Genomic DNA, 21,796 nt, shown 5'->3' with positions numbered 1-21,796 from the left:
AACGAAGGGCGATTCTGAGGCTTTGGTCAACTTTGCACAAAAGGATAAAAGCGATCATTGGCATGAGTCTGACTCATGTATATATGCTTCCCGGTGATTCATTTCTCAGCCCCGTATGGCAGGTGCCTCATGTCCCGTCAGCTCCCCCCGCTGTATGCCCTGCGCGCATTCGAAGCCGCCGCGCGGCTAAGCTCCTTCACCCGTGCCGGCGAAGAGCTGTCGATTACCCAGAGCGCGGTCAGCCGGCATATCCGCACGCTGGAGGAGCATTTTGCCTGCCGCCTGTTCGTGCGCAGTGGCCGCAGCCTGCAACTGACCGAAGCGGCGCGGGTGCTGCTGCCCGGTGTGCGTGAAGGCTTTGCCGCGCTGGAACGGGCTTGCGATACCTTGCGCGGTGAGGATGACATCCTGCGCATGAAGGCTCCCTCGACCCTGACCATGCGCTGGTTGCTGGCGCGCCTTAGCCGCTTTCGCCACTTGCAGCCTGGCAACGAAGTTCAGCTGACCAGCGCCTGGATGGATGTCGACCATGTGGACTTCAACCAGGAGCCGTTCGATTGCGCGGTGTTGCTCAGCGACGGGGTGTTCCCGCCGGAATGGGAAGTGCGCAGGTTGTTCCCGGAGCTGCTGATCCCCGTGGGTGCGCCAGACCTGCTCGACGAGGAACCCTGGGACGAGCGTCGGCTGGCCTGCATAGAGCTGCTGCACCCCACGGTGGACAAGCGCGACTGGCGGGAATGGTTGGAGCGCATGGGGTTGAGTGACAAGGTTTCGCTCAAGGGCGGGCAGGTATTCGACACTCTGGAGCTGGGCATGATTGCCGCGGCGCGTGGCTATGGCATTTCCATGGGTGATTTGCTGATGGTGGCCGAGGATGTCGCGCAAGGACGCCTTAGCCTGCCTTGGCCGACGGCGGTGCCCAGCGGGATGGATTATTACCTGGTGTGGCCGCGCACTCGGCCAGGGGGCGAGCGGTTGCGACGTTTGAGCGCGTTTCTGGAAGAGGAGGTGGCGGCGATGGATTTGCCGGATGTGCAGATCCTGCCGGCCCTTTGATCGCCTGTACCGGCCTCTTCGCGGGTAAACCCGCTCCCACAGGCTCGGTGCAGGCCTTGAGGCCAGTACTGTACCGGTGGGAGCGGGTTTACCCGCGAAGAGGCCGCAATGCCTTACATCGAGCCCAGGTTCAACGCCTGTGCACACGCCTGCAGCGACCGACGCTCGCTCTGCGCATACAGCGCCAGCTCATCCTGCACCTGCAGCCCCAGCGCCGCTTCGAACGCATCGCGGTTGGCGTTGCTGCCGTACTCGGCCTGCGCATCGTCACCCAGGTTGGACTGGAAGATCCCCGCCGCACTCACCGGCAGGAAATCCTCGTACACCAGCGCCTCGAAGTGCACATGGCCTGCCTCGATCAGCCCTTCCAGTGTGGTCGGGCGGCCGTCCTGGTCGCGCGCAGCCAGGCCTTTCTCGGTGGCGAAGTAGCGGAAGTAGGCCAGCCCTTGTTCACGCATCTGCGCCAGGTCGTCCGGGAACTCGGCAAAGGTGTCCTTCAACAACGCCATGTAGCGTTCGGCATTGGCCTCGGCCGGGGCGCCCCCCAGGGCGGCGCGGGTGGCGTCGAGCAGCTTGTCGTACAGCTGGCGGCCTTTCGGCGTCAGCGCCGCGCCGCGTTGCTCGATTTCGCCAAAGCGCGCGGTATGGCTGCCTTCGCTGCCCTGCTGGTCGCTGAACGCGACCTTTTCCTGCAGGGCTTTGAAGCTGGTCTGGCGCAGCAGGATCGGGTGGCGGCGGGTGGGCGGGCCTTCGACCACGGCCTTTGGCGGGATGCCCTTGGCCGGCATGCCGAGCTGGATTGCATCGATGTCAAGGGTGCGCGGGGTCAGGTGGTTGATGTGCGGGCCCTTGAAGGCCACCACATCGGCGATCAGGCGGTGCTGGTCGTGCAACTGCTGGTACTGCTCGGCAGTGACGGTGGCGTCATGGTGCCAGCGGAAGGTGTGCAGCGCTTCCTGCACGAACACCTCGGCATCGGCGGCATTCAGGCCACCATCGCGCTCGCATTGGTCGATCAGCTCTAGGGCGCGGGCGGTGAAGATCTGGCGCTTGGCCAGGATGCTCTCTGCCAGCTCGCGCAGCTGCGGGTTGTCGATCAGTTCCAGGCGCAGCAGCGAGGTGAACACGCGGAACGGGCTGACGTGCAGCGACTGCTCGTGCACCGCGCGGAAGGCGGTGGAATGCACCGGCACACCGGCGGAACTGAGGTCGTAGTAGCCGACTGGCTGCATGCCCATGACCGCGAACAACCGGGCGATGGTGGCTAGCTCTGCGGCGGTGCCGACACGGATGGCACCGTGGCGCTCCTGATCCAGGCGCTCGATTTCGCCGGTCCAGCGCAGGGCCTCGGCAACCTCGGGTTGCTGGGCCATGACCTGCTGGTTGATTTCGCTCACCAGCTCCAGCAGCGTGCCGTACAGGGGCACTTCCTGTTTGTACATGAGCGACATGGCGGCAGAGAACTGCGCGCGGATGCTGTCGGGGCTGACGAAATCGTGGGCGGGCATCGCTAGCTTCCTGGTTGGGTTCGGACGCTTACATGAAAGCTGGGAATGCACTTTGCTCACAAGCGAAAAAAAGTGAGTGTGTCATTCCTTTTTTGATCGACCTCAAGGGCCCTTTCGCGGGTAAACCCGCTCCCACAGGGTACCTCACAGGGTTCAGGCCTTGCGTGATACCTGTGGGAGCGGGTTTACCCGCGAAGAGGCCCTCAGGTCGATAGCTGCTCGCGAATCCATTCCACCAACGCCCTTACCTTGGGCACCTCCGCCGCATGCTCGGCATACGCCAGGTAATGCGCCCCGGCACTGCGCATCGCATGGTTCCACGGCACCACCAAACTCCCCTCGGCCAGCTCCTTCGCCGCCAGGTAGCGCGGCACCAACGCCACCCCGCACCCGGCCTGCGCCGCGCTCAAGGCCATGTAGAAGGTATCGAAGCGCGGCCCGTGGTAGGCACTGACGCTCTGCAAACCCAACTCCAGGAACCACTCATGCCAGGCCTCTGGCCGCGAGGTGCTCTGCAGCAACACCAGTTCGGCCAGCTCTCCGGCATCGTTCAGTTCACGCCCGGCCAGCAACTCCGGCGCACATACCGGCACCACCTCTTCACCGAACAGCTCCATGCAGGTGGCCCCCGGCCAAGTGCCCTGGCCATAGAAGAACACCACGTCCGCCGAGCCTTGCAGCAGGGCGAAAGGCTCCATCTCGTTGCGGATGTCCAGGTGGATGTTGTTGTGGCGCTTGCCAAAACCCTTGAGGTGCGGGATCAACCAGCGCACGCCAAAACTCGGCTGAGTGGCTACCTTCAATATCTCGGTCTGCTCGCCGTAGGTGAGCACATAGCGGCTGGACATATCCACCTGGGTGAGGATCTTGTTGACCTCGGCCAGGTACAGGCTGCCCGCCGGCGTCAGCTGCAGACGGCGGCGGATACGCAGGAACAGGTGGTGGCGCAGCATGTCTTCAAGCTGCGCCACCTGCTTGCTGACCGCGCTCTGGGTCAGGTGCAGCTCTTCGGCGGCACGGGTAAAGCTCAAATGGCGGGCTGCAGCTTCGAAGCACTGCAGGGCGGTCATGGAGGGCACCAGGCGTTTGGACATAGCGGTCTCTGCGGCTCAAATCATTACCTGACGGAATGATATGCGGAATAAAGGTCGTTTGTTGCACCGGTGTGATCGGATTAATACTGATCCACATCATTTTTCCACCCCATCACCCGATGTAGGAGATGCACAAATGGTTGCTGGACTGCTCGAGCGCCTTGGCGTTGCTGCCGAGGCTTACACCCAGGGCGACTACCCTGTTCACACGCCGATCGACGGCAGCCAGATCGCCTCGGTGAAACTGCTCGGCAAGGCCGAGACCATCGCCCGCATCGATCAGGCCCAGAGCGCCTTCGAAGCCTGGCGCAGCGTGCCGGCCCCACGCCGTGGCGAGCTGGTGCGCCTGTTCGGCGAAGTGCTGCGTGAGCACAAGGCCGACCTCGGCGAGCTGGTTTCGATCGAAGCCGGCAAGATCACCCAGGAAGGCCTGGGCGAAGTGCAGGAAATGATCGACATCTGCGACTTCGCCGTTGGCCTTTCGCGCCAGCTGTACGGCCTGACCATCGCTTCCGAGCGCCCTGGCCACCACATGCGTGAAACCTGGCACCCGCTGGGCGTGGTCGGCGTGATCAGCGCCTTCAACTTCCCGGTCGCAGTCTGGGCCTGGAACACTGCCCTGGCCCTGGTCGCCGGTAACTCGGTGGTATGGAAACCATCCGAGAAGACCCCGCTGACCGCCCTGGCCTGCCAGGCGCTGTTCGAAAAAGCCCTGAAAGCCTTCGGTGATGCCCCGGCTGGCCTGGCACAACTGGTGATCGGCGGCCGTGAAGCCGGCGAAGCCATGGTCGACGACCCGCGCGTACCGCTGGTCAGCGCCACCGGCAGCACCCGCATGGGGCGCGAAGTCGGCCCACGTGTGGCTGCCCGCTTCGGCCGCAGCATCCTCGAGCTGGGTGGCAACAACGCCATGATCCTGGCCCCGAGCGCCGACCTCGACCTGGCCGTGCGTGGCATCCTGTTCTCCGCAGTCGGCACCGCCGGCCAGCGTTGCACCACCCTGCGCCGCCTGATCGTGCACCGTTCGATCAAGGACGAAGTGGTTGCCCGCGTCAAAGCCGCCTACGGCAAGGTGCGCATCGGCGACCCACGCAAGGACAACCTGGTGGGCCCGCTGATCGACAAGCAGTCGTTCGACGCCATGCAGGGCGCGCTGGCCAAGGCCCGCGACGAAGGTGGCCAGGTATTTGGTGGCGAGCGTCAGCTGGCCGATCAGTACCCGAACGCCTACTACGTATCGCCTGCCATCGCCGAAATGCCGGCGCAGAGCGACGTGGTGCGCCACGAAACCTTCGCCCCGATCCTGTATGTGCTGGCCTACGACGACTTCGAAGAGGCCCTGCGCCTGAACAACGAAGTGCCACAAGGCCTGTCGTCGTGCATCTTCACCACCGACATCCGTGAGGCCGAACGCTTCCAGAGCGCCTCGGGCAGCGACTGCGGCATCGCCAACGTCAACATCGGTACCAGCGGCGCCGAGATCGGCGGTGCGTTCGGTGGCGAGAAGGAGACTGGTGGTGGCCGTGAGTCCGGTTCGGACGCCTGGAAAGGCTACATGCGTCGCCAGACCAACACCGTGAACTACTCGCGCGAACTGCCGCTGGCGCAGGGTATCGTGTTCGACTGATCGGCTGATGCTGCATGGCCGGGGGCCTGGCCCCCGGTTCGCGGGTAAACCCGCTCCCACAGGTACAACACAGTTCTTGAAACCTGTGATGCACCTGTGGGAGCGGGTTTACCCGCGAATGGGCCGCACAACGGCCCCAAACAAGAACAAATTGCTGGAGCCGGGCCATGTCCGAACTGCGTCAAGAATGCTTGTGGGAATTCGTCAGCAAACCGACCGTCGCCGCCCAAGCCCTGGCCGGTGAGCACAAGGCCGATGTCTGTGTGATCGGCGGCGGCATTACCGGCCTGTCGGCGGCCATCCACCTGCTCGAACAGGGCAAGTCGGTGATCCTGCTGGAGGCCTGGAAGATCGGTCACGGTGGCTCCGGGCGCAACGTCGGCCTGGTCAACGCCGGCACCTGGATCCGCCCCGACGATGTCGAGGCCACCCTCGGCCTGCAGCAGGGCAGCCGCCTGAACAAGGTGCTCGGCGAAGCCCCGGCCGAAGTGTTCGCCATGATCGAACGCCTTGGCATCGACTGCCAGGCCCAGCACAAAGGCACGCTGCACATGGCGCACAACGCCACCGGTATCGCCGACCTGGAGGCCCGCCACGAACAATGGCGCCGCCGTGGTGCCGACGTGGAGCTGCTGACCGGCGCCCAGTGCCAGGAATACTGCGGTACCGACAAGATTTCCGCCGCGCTGCTCGACCGCCGCGCCGGCACCATCAACCCCATGGGCTACACCCAGGGCCTGGCCGCAGCGGTGGCACGCCTGGGTGGCAAGCTGTTCCAGCAGTCTTCGGTCGAAGGCCTGGAGCGTGACGGCGATGCCTGGCGGGTGAAGACCGCACGTGGTTCGGTGCGCGCCGACAAAGTGGTGATTTCCACCGGCGCCTACACCGAAGGCGACTGGAGCAACCTGCAGAAGCAGTTCTTCCGTGGCTACTACTACCAGGTGGCATCCAAGCCGTTGCAGGGTGCTGCAGCCGACAAGGTGCTGCCACATGGCCAAGGCTCATGGGACACCCGCACCGTGCTCAGCAGCATCCGTCGCGACGACCAGGGCCGCCTGCTGCTCGGCAGCCTGGGCCGGGTCGACAACAAGCCGGCGTGGTTCGTGCGCAGCTGGGCTGACCGCATCCAGAGCCACTATTACCCGGAGCTGGGCAAGGTCGAGTGGGAAATGCACTGGACCGGTTGCATCGACTTCACCCCAGACCACCTGATGCGCCTGTTCGAACCGGCGCCGGGGCTGGTGGCGGTGACCGGGTACAACGGGCGCGGCAATACCACCGGGACCGTGATCGGCCGGGCGTTCGCCGAGTTCCTGCTGAAGGGGGAGGCGGGCAGCCTGCCGATTCCGTTCTCGCCGATGAAGGGCGTGAGTGCGCCCTCGTTGCGGACTGCGTTCTACGAGTCCGGGTTCTCGCTGTACCACGCGGGGCAATGCCTAAGGGTTGTGTTGTAAATACTGTCCTCTTCGCGGGTAAACCCGCTCCCACAGGTACTGCGCAGCGTTCAGATTTTGCGCGCTCTCTGTGGGAGCGGGTTTACCCGCGAAGAGGCCGGCACAGGCTTACTTGTGCAACCAGCTGAGAAAACCGCCCTTCTTGATCGAAACCGGCTTCTGCAGCAACAACGACTCCCGGCTCTGCCGCCGAAACCGCTGCAACTTGCTCAACGCCGTCTGCACATCGCCGCGTTGCACCAGGCAGCTCTTCACCTGCTCCTTGTCGATCCGGTACAGCACGCAACCGGTCAATGTGCGGAATTCGGCAAACGACTGCTCATCGTCGATGATCCCCTCGATCCCGAGCACCTCGCCCGGCCCCATGCGCCCGGCCTCGACCAGCTTGTCGCCATCGCGAATCGACGCCGAAACCACCCCGCTGCCAATCACCAGCAAATGATCGGAATGCTCGCCCACGCCCAGGATTACCTGGTCGGCCAGGTATTCCACCGCCGTCATACGCTGGCTCAACGCATCGCGCTCTTCAGCGCTCAGCGAGCGGAACACCCGCACCTCGTCCAGCACCTCGCGCTGGCGGCTGCGTGGTGGCATGGCCAGGTCGGTGTTCCACATTACCCCGCTGGCCTCCAGGTGCCGGTGGGCCAGGTCGAACAGTTGGTTGCGCGCGTCGCCCTTGGCGCCCGCGTCGGCCACGAAGCCGCTGGCTTCGTACTCCACTGATTCCAGCGTCGAGGCTTTCACCGTCACCTTTGGTCTTGGTGTAGCCAGGATGGCACTGACGCCTTGCAAGGCTTTTTCCAGAGCATCGAACACCCGTTTGGGCCGCACCTTGGCCGGTACCACCACGCTGACCGACACCCCGTGCACATCGGCCGGGCGGCTGTGGTTGAGCAGCCGGGCCTTGGCCGCCACCGAGTTGGGGATCACCGCCAGGCTGCCGGTGCTGGTGAGCAGGCGGGTGGCACGCCAGTCGATTTCCAGCACCTTGCCTTCGGTGTTATCGATGGAGATCGAGTCGCCAATCTGATACGGCCGCGTGGTGTTCAGGATGATGCCACTGAACACGTCGGCCAATGTGCTCTGCAGCGCCAGGCCGATGACGATGGCCATTACCCCCGATGTAGCCAGCAGGCCCTTCACCGGCAACTGCAACACATAACCTGCGGCGGCGACCACCGCAGCCAGGAAGATCAGCGCCCCCAGCACATCCTGCAGCAAACGCCCGCCATGGCTGCCACGGGCACCCAGCAACAGGCCGAACACCACCGTCACCGTGCGTGCGCCGAACAGCCACCAGCCGATCGCCAGTACCGTGGCGATCAGGTTGCGCGAGACATCATCGGGCCAGGGGGGTGGTTGCATCGGGCTCATGCCGGCAGCCACCAGTACCGAGCTGAACAGCAGGAACAGCACCAACCGCGTGCCGATACGCCAGGCGCGTTGCTGGAGAGGAATCAGTTGCCAGAGCACGAGGTCGAGCAGGACCAGGGCGGTGCCGAGCAACAACGGGTATGACTGGATGAACGCCAGCATGGTGGTCTCGGGTGAGGGGAGGGTTGTGGGTAGTAATAGAGCAGGTTGGACGGGCAGGCAATGGGGCCTGTGCCGGCCTCTTCGCGGCTAAAGCCGCTCCCACAGGGATTGCGCTGGATCTGAATCGTGCGCAGTACCTGTAGGAGCGGCTTTAGCCGCGAAAGGGCCGGTCGAGCCCATACAAAACCATCGTTCATAAAACAGAACGCTAGAGCCAAAAATCGCTATCTACCGCCCAAAAGGTCATGGTTTTAATCTTCCCCCATCAACGCGAAACACCCAACTTACTGAAAAGATCAAAACCCTTAGGAGCAACGACCATGACCAACTTCAAATACAACCGCCTGAACAAAGACGACGCTGCTGTCCTGCTGGTCGACCACCAGGCTGGCCTGCTGTCCCTGGTCCGCGACATCGAGCCGGACGCGTTCAAGAACAACGTATTGGCCCTGGCCGACCTGGCCAAGTTCTTCAACCTGCCGACCATCCTCACCACCAGCTTCGAACAAGGCCCCAACGGCCCGCTGGTACCAGAGCTGAAAGCCCTGTTCCCGGACGCCCCCTACATCGCCCGCCCAGGCCAGATCAACGCCTGGGACAACGAGGACTTCGTCAAGGCGGTGAAGGCCACCGGCAAGAAGCAACTGATCATCGCCGGCGTGGTGACTGAAGTGTGCGTAGCCTTCCCGGCGCTGTCGGCCCTGGAGGAAGAGTTCGAAGTGTTCGTGGTCACTGATGCCTCCGGCACCTTCAACGCGATGACCCGCGACGCCGCCCACGACCGTATGAGCCAGGCCGGCGCACAACTGATGACCTGGTTCGGCGTGGCCTGTGAGCTGCACCGCGACTGGCGCAACGACATCGAAGGGCTGGCCGCGCTGTGCTCCAACCACATCCCGGACTACCGCAACCTGATCACCAGCTACAACGCTTTCAACGCCAGCAAGTAAGCCAGATGTGCGGGCACCGCCAGCCGGTGCCCGCCAAGGCAGCACACCTGTCCAATCCAGCGCCCGTCCGCCGTTGCACAGTGGATGCGGGCAAGCTCATCCCAAGGAACGCCGATGAACACCGCACCCCAAGACAACCACGACGTAGTGACCGTATGCCTGCAACACAAGGTAATCGCCAGTTCGAAGGGCGCTACGCCGGCACAACCGCCGCGCTGGAAGCAGGCCCTGCTGACCTACCTGGTGATCTGCCCGATGACCATGATCATTCCACAACTGCTGGCGCCGCTGTTCGCACGCTTCCCGCAGCTGGGGGGCGCGATCATCGGCAACCTGATCGTCAACCTGTTCGTCATCCTGCCCGTGGTGTTCTACATCATGCCTTGGGTAACCCGCCGCTGCGCCAACTGGCTGCGTGGCTGAGCCAGGCCTTTACCTCGACATTTTCAAGGAGATACCGACATGAGCACGTTCGTTAACCGCGATGGTACTTCGATCTACTTCAAGGACTGGGGCAGCGGCAAGCCTGTGCTGTTCAGCCACGGCTGGCCACTGGATGCCGACATGTGGGATTCGCAGATGGAATACCTGGCCAGCCGCGGCTACCGCGCCATCGCTTTCGACCGCCGTGGTTTCGGCCGTTCGAGCCAGCCGTGGAGCGGCTACGACTACGACACCTTCGCCGATGACATCGCCCAGCTGATCGAACACCTCGACCTGCGCGATGTGACCTTGGTGGGCTTCTCGATGGGTGGCGGTGACGTCAGCCGCTACATCGCCCGCCACGGCAGCGAGCGTGTGGCCGGGCTGGTGCTGCTTGGCGCGGTGACGCCGGTGTTCGGCAAGCGTGACGACAACCCTGAAGGGGTCGACCTATCGGTGTTCGAGGGTATCTGCACCGGCCTGCGTGCCGACCGGGCGCAGTTCATCGCCGATTTCGCCACGCCGTTCTATGGCATCAACCATGGGCAGCAGGTGTCCCAGGGTGTGCAGACCCAGACCTTGAACATTGCGCTGATGGCATCGATCAAGGGCACCTTGGATTGCGTGACCGCGTTCTCCGAAACCGACTTCCGCCCGGATATGGCCAAGATCGATGTGCCAACCCTGGTGATCCACGGTGACGACGACCAGATCGTGCCGTTCGAGAGCACCGGCAAGCGGGCGGCGGAGCTGATTCGTGGGGCTGAGCTGAAGGTGTACGCGGGGGCGCCGCACGGGTTTGCGGTGACTCATGCACAGCAACTCAATCAAGACTTGCTGGCGTTCCTTCAGAAGTAACTGTGCTGGGGCATTCGCGGGTAAACCCGCTGCCACAAGGGACACCACAGTCTTCAAGGCCGGTGATGTCCCTGTGGGAGCGGGTTCACCCGCGAAGAGGCCAGCCCAGGCAGCGCAAATGCTGAACAAGGCTAACCTTCAACAACCCACCGCACATCCATCCAAGCCTTGTCCCTACACCAACCGGCATGCTCCGCAGTTGCGCCTGCCCGCTGCCGCACCAGACGGAGAACCCCATGTCCCAGGACCGCAACGACAAGACCCGTCGCCAGTTCCTCGCCACCAGTACCGTGCTCGGTGCCGCTGGCGCGCTCTGGTCCGCATTGCCTTTTACCGGTTCCGCCGGTTCCGCTCACGCATCCACCCAAGGAGGTTCCATGACCGCCGATCTGATTCTGTTCAACGGCAAACTGCACACCGTTGATCGTGAAAAGCCCACCGCGACCGCCGTCGCCATCAAGGATGGCCGTTTCATCGCCGTGGGCAACGACGCCGAAGCCATGGCCCACAAGGGCGCCACCACGCAGATCATCGACCTCAAGCAGCGCACGGTCATCCCTGGCCTGAACGACTCGCACCTGCACCTGATCCGTGGTGGCCTGAACTACAACCTGGAGCTGCGCTGGGAAGGCGTGCCTTCGGTGGCCGATGCCCTGCGCATGCTCAAGGACCAGGCCGCGCGCACGCCCACCCCGCAGTGGGTGCGCGTGGTCGGTGGCTGGAACGAGTTCCAGTTCGCCGAAAAACGCATGCCCACCCTGGAGGAAATCAACCAGGCCGCACCTGACACCCCGGTATTCCTGCTGCACCTGTATGACCGCGCACTGCTCAACCGCGCCGCGCTCAAGGCAGTCGGCTACACCAAGGACACGCCCAACCCGCCGGGCGGCGAGATCCAGCGTGACAAGTTCGGCAACCCGACCGGCATGCTCATCGCCCGCCCCAACGCGATGATCCTCTACGCCACCTTGGCCAAGGGGCCGAAGCTGCCGCTGGAATACCAGGTCAACTCCACCCGCCAGTTCATGCGCGAGCTCAACCGCCTGGGCCTGACCAGTGCCATCGATGCCGGTGGTGGCTACCAGAACTACCCGGACGACTATCAGGTGATCCAGGAGCTGGCCGACAACAACCAGCTGACCGTGCGCATTGCCTACAACCTGTTCACCCAGAAGCCCAAGGAAGAGCTGGACGACTTCCGCAAGTGGACCTCCAGCGTGAAGCTGCACAGCGGTACCGACTTCCTGCGCCACAATGGCGCCGGCGAAATGCTGGTGTTCTCCGCCGCCGACTTCGAGGACTTCCTCGAACCGCGCCCGGACCTGCCGCAAACCATGGAACAAGAGCTGGAGCCGGTGGTGCGCCACCTGGTCGAGCAGCGCTGGCCGTTCCGCCTGCATGCCACCTACAACGAATCGATCACGCGCATGCTCGACGTGTTCGAGAAGGTCAACCGCGACATCCCGTTCAATGGCCTGCCATGGTTCTTCGACCACGCCGAAACCATCACCCCGCAGAACATCGAGCGTGTGCGTGCGCTGGGCGGCGGTATCGCGATCCAGGACCGCATGGCCTTCCAGGGTGAGTATTTCGTTGACCGCTACGGCGCCAAGGCTGCCGAGCAGACCCCGCCGATCAAGCGCATGCTCGACATGGGCGTGCCGGTGGGCGCCGGTACCGACGCCACCCGCGTGTCCAGCTACAACCCGTGGACCTCGCTGTACTGGCTGGTCAGCGGCAAGACCGTCGGTGGCATGGAGCTGTACCCGGAAGGCCTCAGCCGTGACACCGCGCTGCAGCTGTTCACCCAGGGCAGCGCCTGGTTCTCCAGCGAGCAGGGCAAGAAAGGCCAGATCAAGGTGGGCCAGCTGGCTGACCTGGCGGCGCTGTCGCTGGACTTCTTCAGTGTCGATGAAGAGGCGATCAAAGGCATCGAGTCGGTGCTGACCGTGGTCGATGGCAAGGTGGTGTATGGCGCGGCGGAATTCGACAAGCTCGGCCCGCCCCAGGTGCCGGTGCTGCCGGAGTGGTCGCCGGTGACCAAGGTGCCGGGCCACTGGCGCGTGGGCACGCCGTCGCTGGCAGCGGTGGCGCACCAGTGTGTCGGGCCTTGCGGGGTGCATGCGCACAGCCATGAGAAGGCACGGCATTCGAATGTGCCGGTGAATGACTTCCAGGGCTTCTGGGGGGCGCTGGGTTGTTCGTGCTTTGCTTTCTAAGCTGAGCTGATGTGAAAAAGGGGGCCAGTTATTGGCCCCCTTTTTTGTTCCTTCAGTGCTGGCCTCTTCGCGGGTAAACCCGCTCCCACAGGTACGGCAGCGCCCTTCAGGCCTGTGTTGTCCCTGTGGGAGCGGGTTTACCCGCGAAGAGGCCACAGCAGACATCAATGGTGAGTCTTGTGCTCAGCTCCAGCCAACAGATGCCGAATCTTCACTTCCACACCATCGGTCTGCAGCATCCGCACCCTGGCCTCGATCTTCAGCTCACCCCGGGTTACCCGGTGGTGATGCCTCAAATGCTCCAGCCACGATTCCTCGAAGAAGAACTCCAGCCACAACGCCGGGTCCGCGCTGTCGCGCATCAACCCCCACGACAACGCGCCATTGCGCTTGCGCATCGCCTCCAGCTCCCGCGCTGCCTGCTGGAACGCCTCGGCCTTGGCCGGGTCGATGTGGTATTCCACGGTAACCATCACCGGCCCGCTTTCCTTGTCCATGTCGTCGCTCAGCAGCGGCAACGGCCAATGCAGTGACGGCGTCAGCTCCTCGGCTGCGGTTTCCGGCAGCGTCACCTTGCAGGTCAGCAGCGTGCCCAGTGCCAGGCCAGCTGCGGCCAGCAGCAGGCTCAAGGTGATGGTTGCATGGCTGGCCAGCGTGCCCCACAGCAACCCGCCACTGGCCATGGCACCAAAGAAGATCAGGATGTACACCGACAGCGCCCGCGCCCGTACCCAGGCCGGTACCGAGGTCTGCGCCGCCACCTGCAGGTTGGACAGCACGGCAATCCACGCCGCGCCGCTGAGCAGCATTGCCGGCAGCAGCACATAGAAGTTGCGCACCAGCGCCAGGGCTAGCAGGAACAGGGCATACAGCAGGCTGGCCAGCAGCACCAGGCGGTCGCGGCTGATGCGTTCGCGCAGGCGTGGCAGCAAGGTGGCGCCGGCCACCGCGCCGATGCCGATGGCCGCCAGCAGCAGGCCGAAATCGGCGGCGGTACCTTGCATCTCGCCACGCACGATCAACGGCAGCAGCGAGGTGCCGGCGCTGGCGCAGAAAAAGAATGCCAAGGCGCGCAATATCACCGCCTGCAAGGGCTTGGCACTGCGCGCGAAACGCAGCCCGGTGCGCATGGCGCCGACGAAGCGCTCGGCCGGCAGCAGCGGCTCCTTCACCTCGCGCTTCCACAGGAACAGCACCAGGATCACCCCGGCGAACGAGATGGCATTCAGGGCGAAGGTCAGCCACGGGCCGACCATGCTCACCACCACGCCCGCCAAAGCCGGGCCGATGGCGCGCGACACATTGATACCGACACTGGAAAGCGCCACCGCGTTGGCCAGGTCGTCCTTGCCTACCAGCTCCGGTGTCAGCGCACTCCAGGCCGGCATCATCAGTGCCGTGCCGATGCCCAACGCCAGGGTAAGCACCAGCAGCAGGGTGACGTTCATCACCCCGAGCAGGGTCAGGGCCGCCAGCACCACGGCCACCGAAGACATCCACAGTTGCACCAGCAACAGGTATCGGCGCTTGTCGACGATATCAGCCGCCGCGCCGGCCGGCAGGGCAAGGAAGAACATTGGTAGCGAGCCGGCTACCTGGATCAGGGCCACGTGCAACGGGCTGGCCGACAGCGTGGTCATCAGCCAGCCGGCGCCCACCTCATGCATCCAGGTGCCGATGTTGGAAGCGATGGTGGCGATCCACAGCATGCGGAAGGTGGCGTTGCGCAATGGGCTCCAGGCGCCTGAAGGGGACGTGCTCATGTCAGAAGCTGCCTTTGAGTGGGTATTCGATGATCAGGTAGATCCGGTCGATGTCATCGCCAGCCTGGGCCTGGTTGGCGCGGTGGCTGACGTGGGAAAACGACAGGCTCAGGTCCTTGGCGGCGCCCGACTGCACCACGTATTTCAGGTCGATGTCGCGCTCCCAGTGCTTGCCGCCGTCGCCGTACTGGCCCGCATAGGCGCCGCCTGCCGGGGCATGGCTACCGTCGATGCCACGGCCGCTGACGTAGCGGCCCATCAGGCTCAGGCCGGGGGCGCCGAGGGTGGCGAAGTTGAGGTCGTAGCGCAGTTGCCATGAGCGCTCGCCGGGGCCGTTGAAGTCGGCGTACTTGATCGAGTTGGCCAGGTAGATGGAGTCGCCGCCGACGAAGTCGAACGGGGTATCGCCCTCGACCTTCTGGTAGGCCAGGCTCAGCGCCTGGGCGCCGAAGCTGTACCTGGCCAGCAGGCTGTAGGCGAGGGTGTCGATTGCCCCGGCACTGGCATTGCCGGTGTCGCGGGTCTTGTACAGGTTGCCGTCCAGGCGCCAGTTACCCTCGGCCAGGTTCAGGTTGAGGTAGGCCTGGCGCCAGGTGTCCTCCAACTGGCCTGCGTACAGTGCGCCGCCGAATGGCCCGTCGGGTGCGAACGCGGCACCGGCCAGGCTGATGGCACGGTTGTCGGTGGTGGCGCCGTAGCCGCTGAAGTCATCATGGCTGGAGCTGTTGCCCTGGTTGTTGAAGGCGGTGAAGTGCCCGGCCTGCAGGCGCCAGTCGGGCAGGTCGGTGTTGTCCAGGAACCAGCCGGTGGCGTACTCCGGGTGCAGGCGTTTGTCGCTGGTGTCGAACACCGGGGTTTCCACGGTCATTTCGCCGTAGTGCAGTTGGGTGTTGCCCAGGCGCAGCTTGAGCGCGGCGCCGGCGCTGGAGTAGTCGGACTCGGCGCGGCCATCGCTGTCGCGCGGCAGCAGGCCGGTGCCGGCATGGCCGCGGCCGCCGTCCAGCTTGAGGCCGAGAAAGCCATGGGCATCGATACCGACGCCGAGCGTGCCCTCGGTGAAGCCGGAGCGGATTTCGCCAATGAAGCCCTGGGCCCATTCCTGGCGGTAGTTCTGGCCACTGCCGGAGGGCGAGCGGAAGTCGCTGTGCAGGAAGTAGTTGCGGCTGAGCAGCGACCAGCCGGGCTCTTCGGCCTGGCTGAGCACCGGGCACAGGGCGAGGGTGGCGAGCAGGGCGCAGCCTGGTCCGTGGGTGGCGCGGATCATGGGGGCTCCGGGAGGTATGATCCGGGACTGTGGAGGAAGGATAGGCCAGGGGTCTTGTATGTGTGTGCTCTGGCTGTTCTTGCCTGTGCCGGCCTCTTCGCGGGTGAACCCGCTCCTACAGATACTGCACAAACCTTGAGGCTAGTGGTGACCCTGTGGGAGCGGGTTTACCCGCGAAGAGGCCGGCACAGGCGGCAACCGGCTCAAGCCATGTCGCTGATGGCGAATTCTTCGGCCAGATGATCGATCAGCGCCCGCACCGATGGCAGCAACCCCCGCCGCGACGGGAAGATCGCATGCACGATGCCGCAACGCGGGTGCCAGTCCGGCAACAACTCCACCAGCCGCCCCGCCGCCAGGTCTTCGCGCACCGCCACCCGCGGCAGGTGAGCGATACCCACCCCGGCCACCACGAAATGGCGCAGGGCGAACAGGTCGTCCGTCACCATGCGCGGTGTGTGCGGGATGACGATGCTGCGGCTGCTGTCCTCACCCAGGAACAGCTCCCACTGGTACTCACGCTGGGCGCTGCCCCAATGCAGGCTCGGCAGCGTGCCGAGCAACTGCGGGTCGAAGCCCTTGGGCAACTGCTCCAGGTACTGCGGCTGGCCGACCAGGCACTGGGTGCTGTTGCTCAGTACCTTCATCACCATGTCGGTGTTCTCCAGCGGCGGAAAGCGCACCCGCAGGGCGATGTCGAAACCCTCGTGCAGCAGGTCGACGCGGCGGTTGGTGCTCTCGATGAACAGCTCCACCTGCGGGTACTTGAGCATGTAGCGGGTAAGCATCGGCCCGACCCAGGAATTGAGCAGGGTGGTCGGGCAACTGATACGCACCAGGCCGCGCGGTTCGCTGCGGTTGCGCTCGATGATCTCCGCCGCGCCCTCGGCCTCCACGCGCATGGCCAGGCAGCGGTTGTAGTAGGCCTGGCCGATCTCGGTGAGCGAACAATGGCGGCTGGTGCGGTGCAGCAGACGCACGCCCAGGCGGTCTTCGAGATCGGCGATGCGTCGGCTTAGCTTCGACTTGGGCATGTCCAGCGCCCGGCCAGCCGGGGCGAAGCCGCCGTGCTCGACTACCTGGGTGAAGTAGTAGAGGGAGTTGAGGTCTTCCAATGATCGGTCTCCGGGTGTTTGGTTGCCTGTGCCGGCCCTTTCGCGGGTAAACCCGCTCCTACAGGTAATGCACAGGGCTCAAGCCCTGCGCTATCCCTGTGGGAGCGGTTTTACCCGCGAAGAGGCCGGCACAGCCCCTACAAATCCATCGTTCATAAAACGGAACGCTAAAGCCAAATTCTGCTATCTACCGCCACAAAGGTGATGATTTTAATCTGTGCCCATCAACGCGAAACACCCCCGAATGCTGAAAAATTCATAACCCTCAGGAGCACAGACCATGAGTAAATTCACCTACAACCGCCTGAACAAAGACGACGCTGCTGTCCTGCTGGTCGACCACCAGGCTGGCCTGCTGTCCCTGGTCCGTGACATCGAGCCGGACAAGTTCAAGAACAATGTGCTGGCCCTGGCCGACCTGGCCAAGTTCTTCAACCTGCCGACCATCCTCACCACCAGCTTCGAGCAAGGCCCCAACGGCCCGCTGGTACCAGAGCTGAAAGCCCTGTTCCCGGACGCCCCGTACATCGCCCGCCCAGGCCAGATCAACGCCTGGGACAACGAAGACTTCGTCAAGGCGGTGAAGGCCACTGGCAAGAAACAGCTGATCATTGCCGGCGTGGTGACTGAGGTCTGTGTAGCGTTCCCGGCGCTGTCGGCCCTGGAAGAGGAGTTCGAAGTGTTCGTGGTGACCGATGCTTCCGGCACCTTCAACGAAATGACCCGCGATGCTGCCCATGACCGCATGAGCCGCGCCGGCGCGCAAATGATGACCTGGTTCGGCGTGGCCTGTGAGCTGCACCGCGACTGGCGCAACGACATCGAAGGGCTGGCGGCGCTGTGCTCCAACCACATTCCGGATTATCGCAACCTGATTACCAGCTACAACGCGTTGACTGCGGGTAAGTAACAGCCCGTTAGTTGAATGCAAAAAGGCCGGCTCCCTCTGTAGGGAGCTGGCCTTTTTTGTTTGCTGCGCTGGCCCTTTCGCGGGTAAACCCGCTCCCACAGGGACTGCACAGTTTCAGCGCCTGTGGTGATCCTTGTGGGAGCGGGTTCACCCGCGAAGAGGCCAGCAAGGACAACATCAATTCATGGGCTGCGACTCAATCCCATCCAGCAATGCCTCAACCAACCCTTCTGCCATTTCGAGCGCATTCAGGTTGCTCCAGAACAGGCTCTTGCCGGTTTCATCCAGGTGTTCCAGGGCTTTGTAGCCACAGTCGTAGGCGCCGCGCAGGTACTGGGCGACATGCACCAGGGCGTCGTGGGCAGAGACGCCCGGGTTTACTGTGAACAAAGGTGGATGGCCGGCATCGCAGCGGCTGAAAGCGCGTTCTTTGGTGTCGGGAAGAGGTGGATTGGGGACAATTTTTTTCATAGCCAAACTCCGATAGAGGTTGGCCGGCACCATCCGTTTCCACGCGAAGGGTGGCGGCTGCACGCGGGGTGGAAAGCCAGGCTATCGGAACCCCGGCAGGCCATTCGGCCTCCCGCGCGCAGCTGCCATGACAACAGCTATTCCGATTTACCTGCCGGGTTTCCACACCCGATCGCTGAACCGACAGCGACCCGGCAAGCCTAGAGAGCAGGCTTTCCCCGGACAATCAGACGGGCTTCGACACGGTGCGTAGGATAATTCGTCAGATGGTATGGCTGAGTAGGAAATGGCTCGCAACGAAGTAGGATGCTGCTGATATTTTTGTGCACTGGGGCCGCGCAGCGGACCCAGACAATCTCAAGCCAAAAATACAAAAGAGGGCCTGAGCCCTCTTCCTGAATCGATGCGCCAACCCTCAATCCGCATCCGAATCAAACAACCGCTCCAACTCCGCCCGGGCCTCCTTGGCCGTCTGCATCACCTTGGCCCGGTCATCACGCACCTGCCCCTGGGCCACCAGCACCTCTTCATCATGCTGGGTAAACCGCGCAATCCGGTCCGCCGCCTGCGCCTCGCTCAACCCCAACCCCACCAATGCCCGGCGGGTCATCTCCAGGCTGGAGTAGAACGTCTCGCGAATCGGCTCGGCGCCGACATCCGCCAACTTGTGCACATGCTGGCGGTTACGCGCGCGGGCCAGCACTTTCAGGTGCGGGTACAGGCGTTTCACCCGTTCCGCCGTGTGAATGGCAGCTTCCGGGTCATCGATGGTGATGATGAAGTATTCCGCCTCGCCCACCTTGGCGGCATGCAGCACCTCGGGGCGCAGCGGGTCGCCGTAGAACACGGGTACCTGTTCGAACATACGGGTCATCTCGATGGTGTCCACCGAGGTTTCCAGGGCAATGAACGGAACTTTCTGTGCCCGCAGGATGCGCGCGACGATCTGGCCCATGCGGCCCATGCCGACGATCACCACCCGTGGCGTGTCAGCCTGGATCTGCTTGTAATGCTCCGGCACCTCACGCGCCGGTTGCGGGCGCTTGAGGGCGTGGGCGCAGCCAATCATCAGCAGCGGGGTAATGGCCATCGACAGGGTGATGGTCATCAGCAGCAGGTCGTAGGTCTGGGTGTCGAACAAGCCTTGGTCCTTGCCCAGCTTGAACACCACGAAGGCAAATTCGCCACCGGCAGCCAGCACCATGCCCAGGCGCAGGGCGCTGGCGCTGTTCAGACCACCGGCCAGGCGCCCGACGCCGATCAGCAGTACCAGCTTAACGGCCACCAGCAGCAGGGTCAGGCCCAGCACCACCAAAGGCATTTCCAGCAGCAGGCGCAGGTTGGCGCCCATGCCGACGCTGATGAAGAACAGCCCCAGCAGCAGGCCCTTGAACGGTTCGATCTGCGATTCCAGTTCGTGGCGGTATTCCGAGTCGGCCAGCAGCAGGCCGGCGAGGAAGGCACCCAGGGCCATGGAAATGCCGGCTTCTTCCATCAGCCAGGCAGTGCCGATCACAACCAGCAGCGCGGTGGCGGTGGACACTTCCGGCAGGCCGGTGCGGGCCACGGTGCGGAATACCGGGCGCAGCAGGTAGCGGCCACCGACGATGACCACGGCGATGCTGGCGAACACCTTCAGGCCATGCTCCAGGCTGTCGCCGTGGCTGGTGTCCGGGCCACTGGCGGCCAGCAGCGGAACCAATGCGATCAGTGGGATGGCGGCGATGTCCTGGAACAGCAGGATGGCGAACGCCAGGCGGCCGTGCGGGGCGTTGAGCTGCTTGCTTTCGGCCAGGCTCTGCAGGCCAAGGGCGGTGGACGACAGCGCCAGGCCCAGACCGAGCACGATGGCCGCCGGTAGCGTCTGGCTGAAGCCGAACAGGGCGATGGCGCCGATCAGAGCACCGGTCAGCAGCACCTGGGCGGTGCCGACGCCGAATACGGACTTGCGCATCAGCCACAGGCGCTTGGGCGACAGCTCGAGGCCGATGATGAACAGCAGCAGGACCACGCCCAGCTCGGAAATGTGCGCCACGCTTTCGGTATCGCGGATCAGGCCCAGCGCCTGCGGGCCGATGATCACGCCGGCAAGCAGGTAACCGAGCACGGCCCCCAGGTGCAGGCGCTTGGCCAGGGGGACGGCGAGGACAGCGGCGAGCAGGAAGATCACCGCGGTTTGCAGAAGGCTGCCTTCGTGTGGCATTGGCTCGTACTCCATGAGCTGCCGGGGCAGCGTTAGATCAGTTTGGCGGACAATTCTGGGGGAATGGGAGAGTGCCAGACAATCTGCTGAGAGGAAGACACATTGTCCTGAATCAGGTGACAGTCGTGCCGGCCTCTTCGCGGGTGAACCCGCTCCCACAGGTACAGCGGTGTCTTCAAGCCTGCGCAACACCTGTGGGAGCGGGTTCACCCGCGAAGAGGCCGGCACAGGAAATCTGCATACTCAACTGCCACCAAACTGCGCCCGATACTGCGCCGGCGTCATGCCAATCCGCTCGCAGAAAACCTTGCGCAAATGCCGGTCACTGCCAAACCCGCACTGCGCAGCCACTACCTTCAACGGCAGGTCGCTGCTTTCCAGCAGCTTGCGCGCGCGGTCGATGCGTGCGTTCTGCAAGTATTGCAGCGGCGTGATGCCCACCTCGCGTTGAAAGGTGCGGGCGAAGTTGCGCCCACTCATGGCTACCAGGTCGGCCATCTTCTGCACAGTGAAGGCTTGCTCGATATGGTCGACGATATACGCCTGCACCCGTGCAATCGGCGAATCATCCCGCGGTACAGCCGCCAGCAGTGGCCCGTAGGGTGTCTGCCCGCCCTGGCGATGGCGGGCGACCAGCAGCACCTTGGCCACTTCCAGGGCCAGCGCCTTGCCGTGGTCCTCGGCCACCACTGCCAGTGCCAGGTCGATGCCTGCGGTGATGCCGCCCGAGGTAATCAGGCAACGGTCGATCACGTAGATCTGCTCTGTCTCGACCTTCGCCTCGGGGAACGCTTGTGCCAGGCGCTCCACGTAGTTCCAGTGGGTGGTGCAGCGATAGCCGTCCAGCAGCCCGGCCCGGCCCAGCAGGAATACCCCGGTGCATATTGCACCAAAACGTTTGGCCCGGCGCACGGCCTGGGGCAGCCAGCGCTCGATGCCTGGCAGGGCGATGTCATAGGCGCCCGGGCCGCCTGGCACCAGCAACAGGTCGACGGATTCCGGCAAATCCTCCAGACGCAGGTCGGCTACCACTTTCAACCCGCAGGAGCCGCGCACCGCTGCCTGCCCTTCGGCCAGGGTCAGCAGCCGGTACTTCCGCTCGGCAGGAAGGAAGCGGTTAGCAATGGCAAACGCGTCCATGGGCCCGGTCACGTCCAGCAACAGCACATCATTGAACAACACCATGGCCACGGTGCGGTGGGCGGGTTTTTCCTGCATCGCTCTTATGCCTTGAATGCCGGCCGCCACCAGCGGCCCGAAGCTGAATACGAAACGCATCTTAAGGTATCGGCAAAACCGTCAGGGCCAGCAGCGCGCAATTAACAACAATTCAGGTTTGGCTCAG

General features: G+C 63.9%; 17 protein-coding genes. 8 read left to right on the top strand and 9 right to left on the bottom strand.

Features of this window, described 5'->3' with window-relative positions; genetic code table 11:
• The first annotated feature begins 129 nt into the window (after positions 1–129).
• Positions 130–1,056 (top strand): LysR substrate-binding domain-containing protein, encoded by a 927-nt coding sequence (locus NY023_RS26735; RefSeq protein WP_013974772.1) that lies wholly within the window; start codon positions 130–132, stop codon positions 1,054–1,056.
• 113 nt (positions 1,057–1,169) lie between these two features.
• Here the strand turns inward: NY023_RS26735 and NY023_RS26730 are convergent, their stop codons facing one another.
• Positions 1,170–2,564, bottom strand: coding sequence for a VOC family protein (locus NY023_RS26730; RefSeq protein WP_013974771.1), 1,395 nt, complete (start codon positions 2,562–2,564; stop codon positions 1,170–1,172).
• A 203-nt stretch (positions 2,565–2,767) separates the two neighbouring features.
• Positions 2,768–3,658 carry a LysR family transcriptional regulator gene (locus NY023_RS26725; RefSeq protein WP_013974770.1) on the bottom strand — a complete coding sequence of 297 codons (891 nt, stop codon included), beginning with the start codon at positions 3,656–3,658 and terminating at the stop codon, positions 2,768–2,770.
• A 136-nt stretch (positions 3,659–3,794) separates the two neighbouring features.
• On the opposite strand from NY023_RS26725, the gene NY023_RS26720 reads away from it, so the two are divergent.
• Positions 3,795–5,285, top strand: a complete 1,491-nt coding sequence (locus NY023_RS26720; RefSeq protein WP_003253547.1) for an aldehyde dehydrogenase family protein — start codon at positions 3,795–3,797, stop codon at positions 5,283–5,285.
• Between the two features lie 167 nt (positions 5,286–5,452).
• Positions 5,453–6,739: an NAD(P)/FAD-dependent oxidoreductase gene (locus NY023_RS26715; RefSeq protein ID WP_013974769.1), complete on the top strand. Its 1,287-nt coding sequence runs from the start codon at positions 5,453–5,455 to the stop codon at positions 6,737–6,739.
• A 108-nt stretch (positions 6,740–6,847) separates the two neighbouring features.
• Here NY023_RS26715 and NY023_RS26710 read toward each other — a convergent pair whose 3' ends face one another.
• The gene (locus tag NY023_RS26710) at positions 6,848–8,275 is read right to left on the bottom strand and encodes a mechanosensitive ion channel family protein (RefSeq protein ID WP_013974768.1); all 1,428 of its coding nucleotides are present in this window, start codon (positions 8,273–8,275) and stop codon (positions 6,848–6,850) included.
• Between the two features lie 320 nt (positions 8,276–8,595).
• On the opposite strand from NY023_RS26710, the gene ycaC (NY023_RS26705) reads away from it, so the two are divergent.
• The 4 genes from ycaC (NY023_RS26705) (at position 8,596) to NY023_RS26690 (ending at position 12,725) form a co-directional block, all read left to right on the top strand.
• Positions 8,596–9,225, top strand: a complete 630-nt coding sequence (gene ycaC / locus NY023_RS26705) for an isochorismate family cysteine hydrolase YcaC (protein ID WP_015272313.1) — start codon at positions 8,596–8,598, stop codon at positions 9,223–9,225.
• Between the two features lie 114 nt (positions 9,226–9,339).
• Entirely contained in the window at positions 9,340–9,648 is a 309-nt protein-coding gene (locus NY023_RS26700; protein WP_023661330.1) for a hypothetical protein, read from the top strand.
• Positions 9,649–9,687: 39 nt separating this feature from the next.
• Positions 9,688–10,506 carry an alpha/beta fold hydrolase gene (locus NY023_RS26695; RefSeq protein WP_013974765.1) on the top strand — a complete coding sequence of 273 codons (819 nt, stop codon included), beginning with the start codon at positions 9,688–9,690 and terminating at the stop codon, positions 10,504–10,506.
• Between the two features lie 377 nt (positions 10,507–10,883).
• On the top strand, positions 10,884–12,725 hold the full coding sequence (locus tag NY023_RS26690; RefSeq protein ID WP_038410295.1) for an amidohydrolase: 1,842 nt from the start codon (positions 10,884–10,886) through the stop codon (positions 12,723–12,725).
• 164 nt (positions 12,726–12,889) lie between these two features.
• Here NY023_RS26690 and NY023_RS26685 read toward each other — a convergent pair whose 3' ends face one another.
• The 3 genes from NY023_RS26685 to NY023_RS26675 all read right to left on the bottom strand — a co-directional run bounded on the left by NY023_RS26685 (position 12,890) and on the right by NY023_RS26675 (position 16,867).
• Positions 12,890–14,488: an MFS transporter gene (locus tag NY023_RS26685; protein ID WP_044047176.1), complete on the bottom strand. Its 1,599-nt coding sequence runs from the start codon at positions 14,486–14,488 to the stop codon at positions 12,890–12,892.
• 1 nt (position 14,489) lies between these two features.
• A complete protein-coding gene (locus NY023_RS26680) occupies positions 14,490–15,752 on the bottom strand; it encodes an OprD family porin (RefSeq protein ID WP_013974762.1) in 1,263 nt (420 codons plus the stop codon).
• 203 nt (positions 15,753–15,955) lie between these two features.
• Entirely contained in the window at positions 15,956–16,867 is a 912-nt protein-coding gene (locus NY023_RS26675) for a LysR substrate-binding domain-containing protein (RefSeq protein ID WP_013974761.1), read from the bottom strand.
• 280 nt (positions 16,868–17,147) lie between these two features.
• Here NY023_RS26675 and ycaC (NY023_RS26670) point away from each other — a divergent pair, with 280 nt between their 5' ends.
• A complete protein-coding gene (gene ycaC, locus NY023_RS26670) occupies positions 17,148–17,777 on the top strand; it encodes an isochorismate family cysteine hydrolase YcaC (RefSeq protein WP_013974760.1) in 630 nt (209 codons plus the stop codon).
• Positions 17,778–17,954: 177 nt separating this feature from the next.
• Here ycaC (NY023_RS26670) and NY023_RS26665 read toward each other — a convergent pair whose 3' ends face one another.
• The 3 genes from NY023_RS26665 to NY023_RS26655 form a co-directional block, all read right to left on the bottom strand.
• Positions 17,955–18,248 carry a hypothetical protein gene (locus NY023_RS26665; RefSeq protein ID WP_015272306.1) on the bottom strand — a complete coding sequence of 98 codons (294 nt, stop codon included), beginning with the start codon at positions 18,246–18,248 and terminating at the stop codon, positions 17,955–17,957.
• Positions 18,249–18,663: 415 nt separating this feature from the next.
• Positions 18,664–20,451 carry a monovalent cation:proton antiporter-2 (CPA2) family protein gene (locus NY023_RS26660; RefSeq protein ID WP_024087900.1) on the bottom strand — a complete coding sequence of 596 codons (1,788 nt, stop codon included), beginning with the start codon at positions 20,449–20,451 and terminating at the stop codon, positions 18,664–18,666.
• Between the two features lie 243 nt (positions 20,452–20,694).
• The gene (locus NY023_RS26655) at positions 20,695–21,669 is read right to left on the bottom strand and encodes a GlxA family transcriptional regulator (RefSeq protein WP_031324360.1); all 975 of its coding nucleotides are present in this window, start codon (positions 21,667–21,669) and stop codon (positions 20,695–20,697) included.
• Positions 21,670–21,796: the final 127 nt, after the last annotated feature.

It is taken from the genome of Pseudomonas sp. NBB (assembly GCF_032701105.1).
Classification (GTDB): Bacteria; Pseudomonadota; Gammaproteobacteria; order Pseudomonadales; family Pseudomonadaceae; genus Aquipseudomonas; species Aquipseudomonas asiatica.
This window is presented reverse-complemented; position numbering and strand designations above follow the sequence as displayed.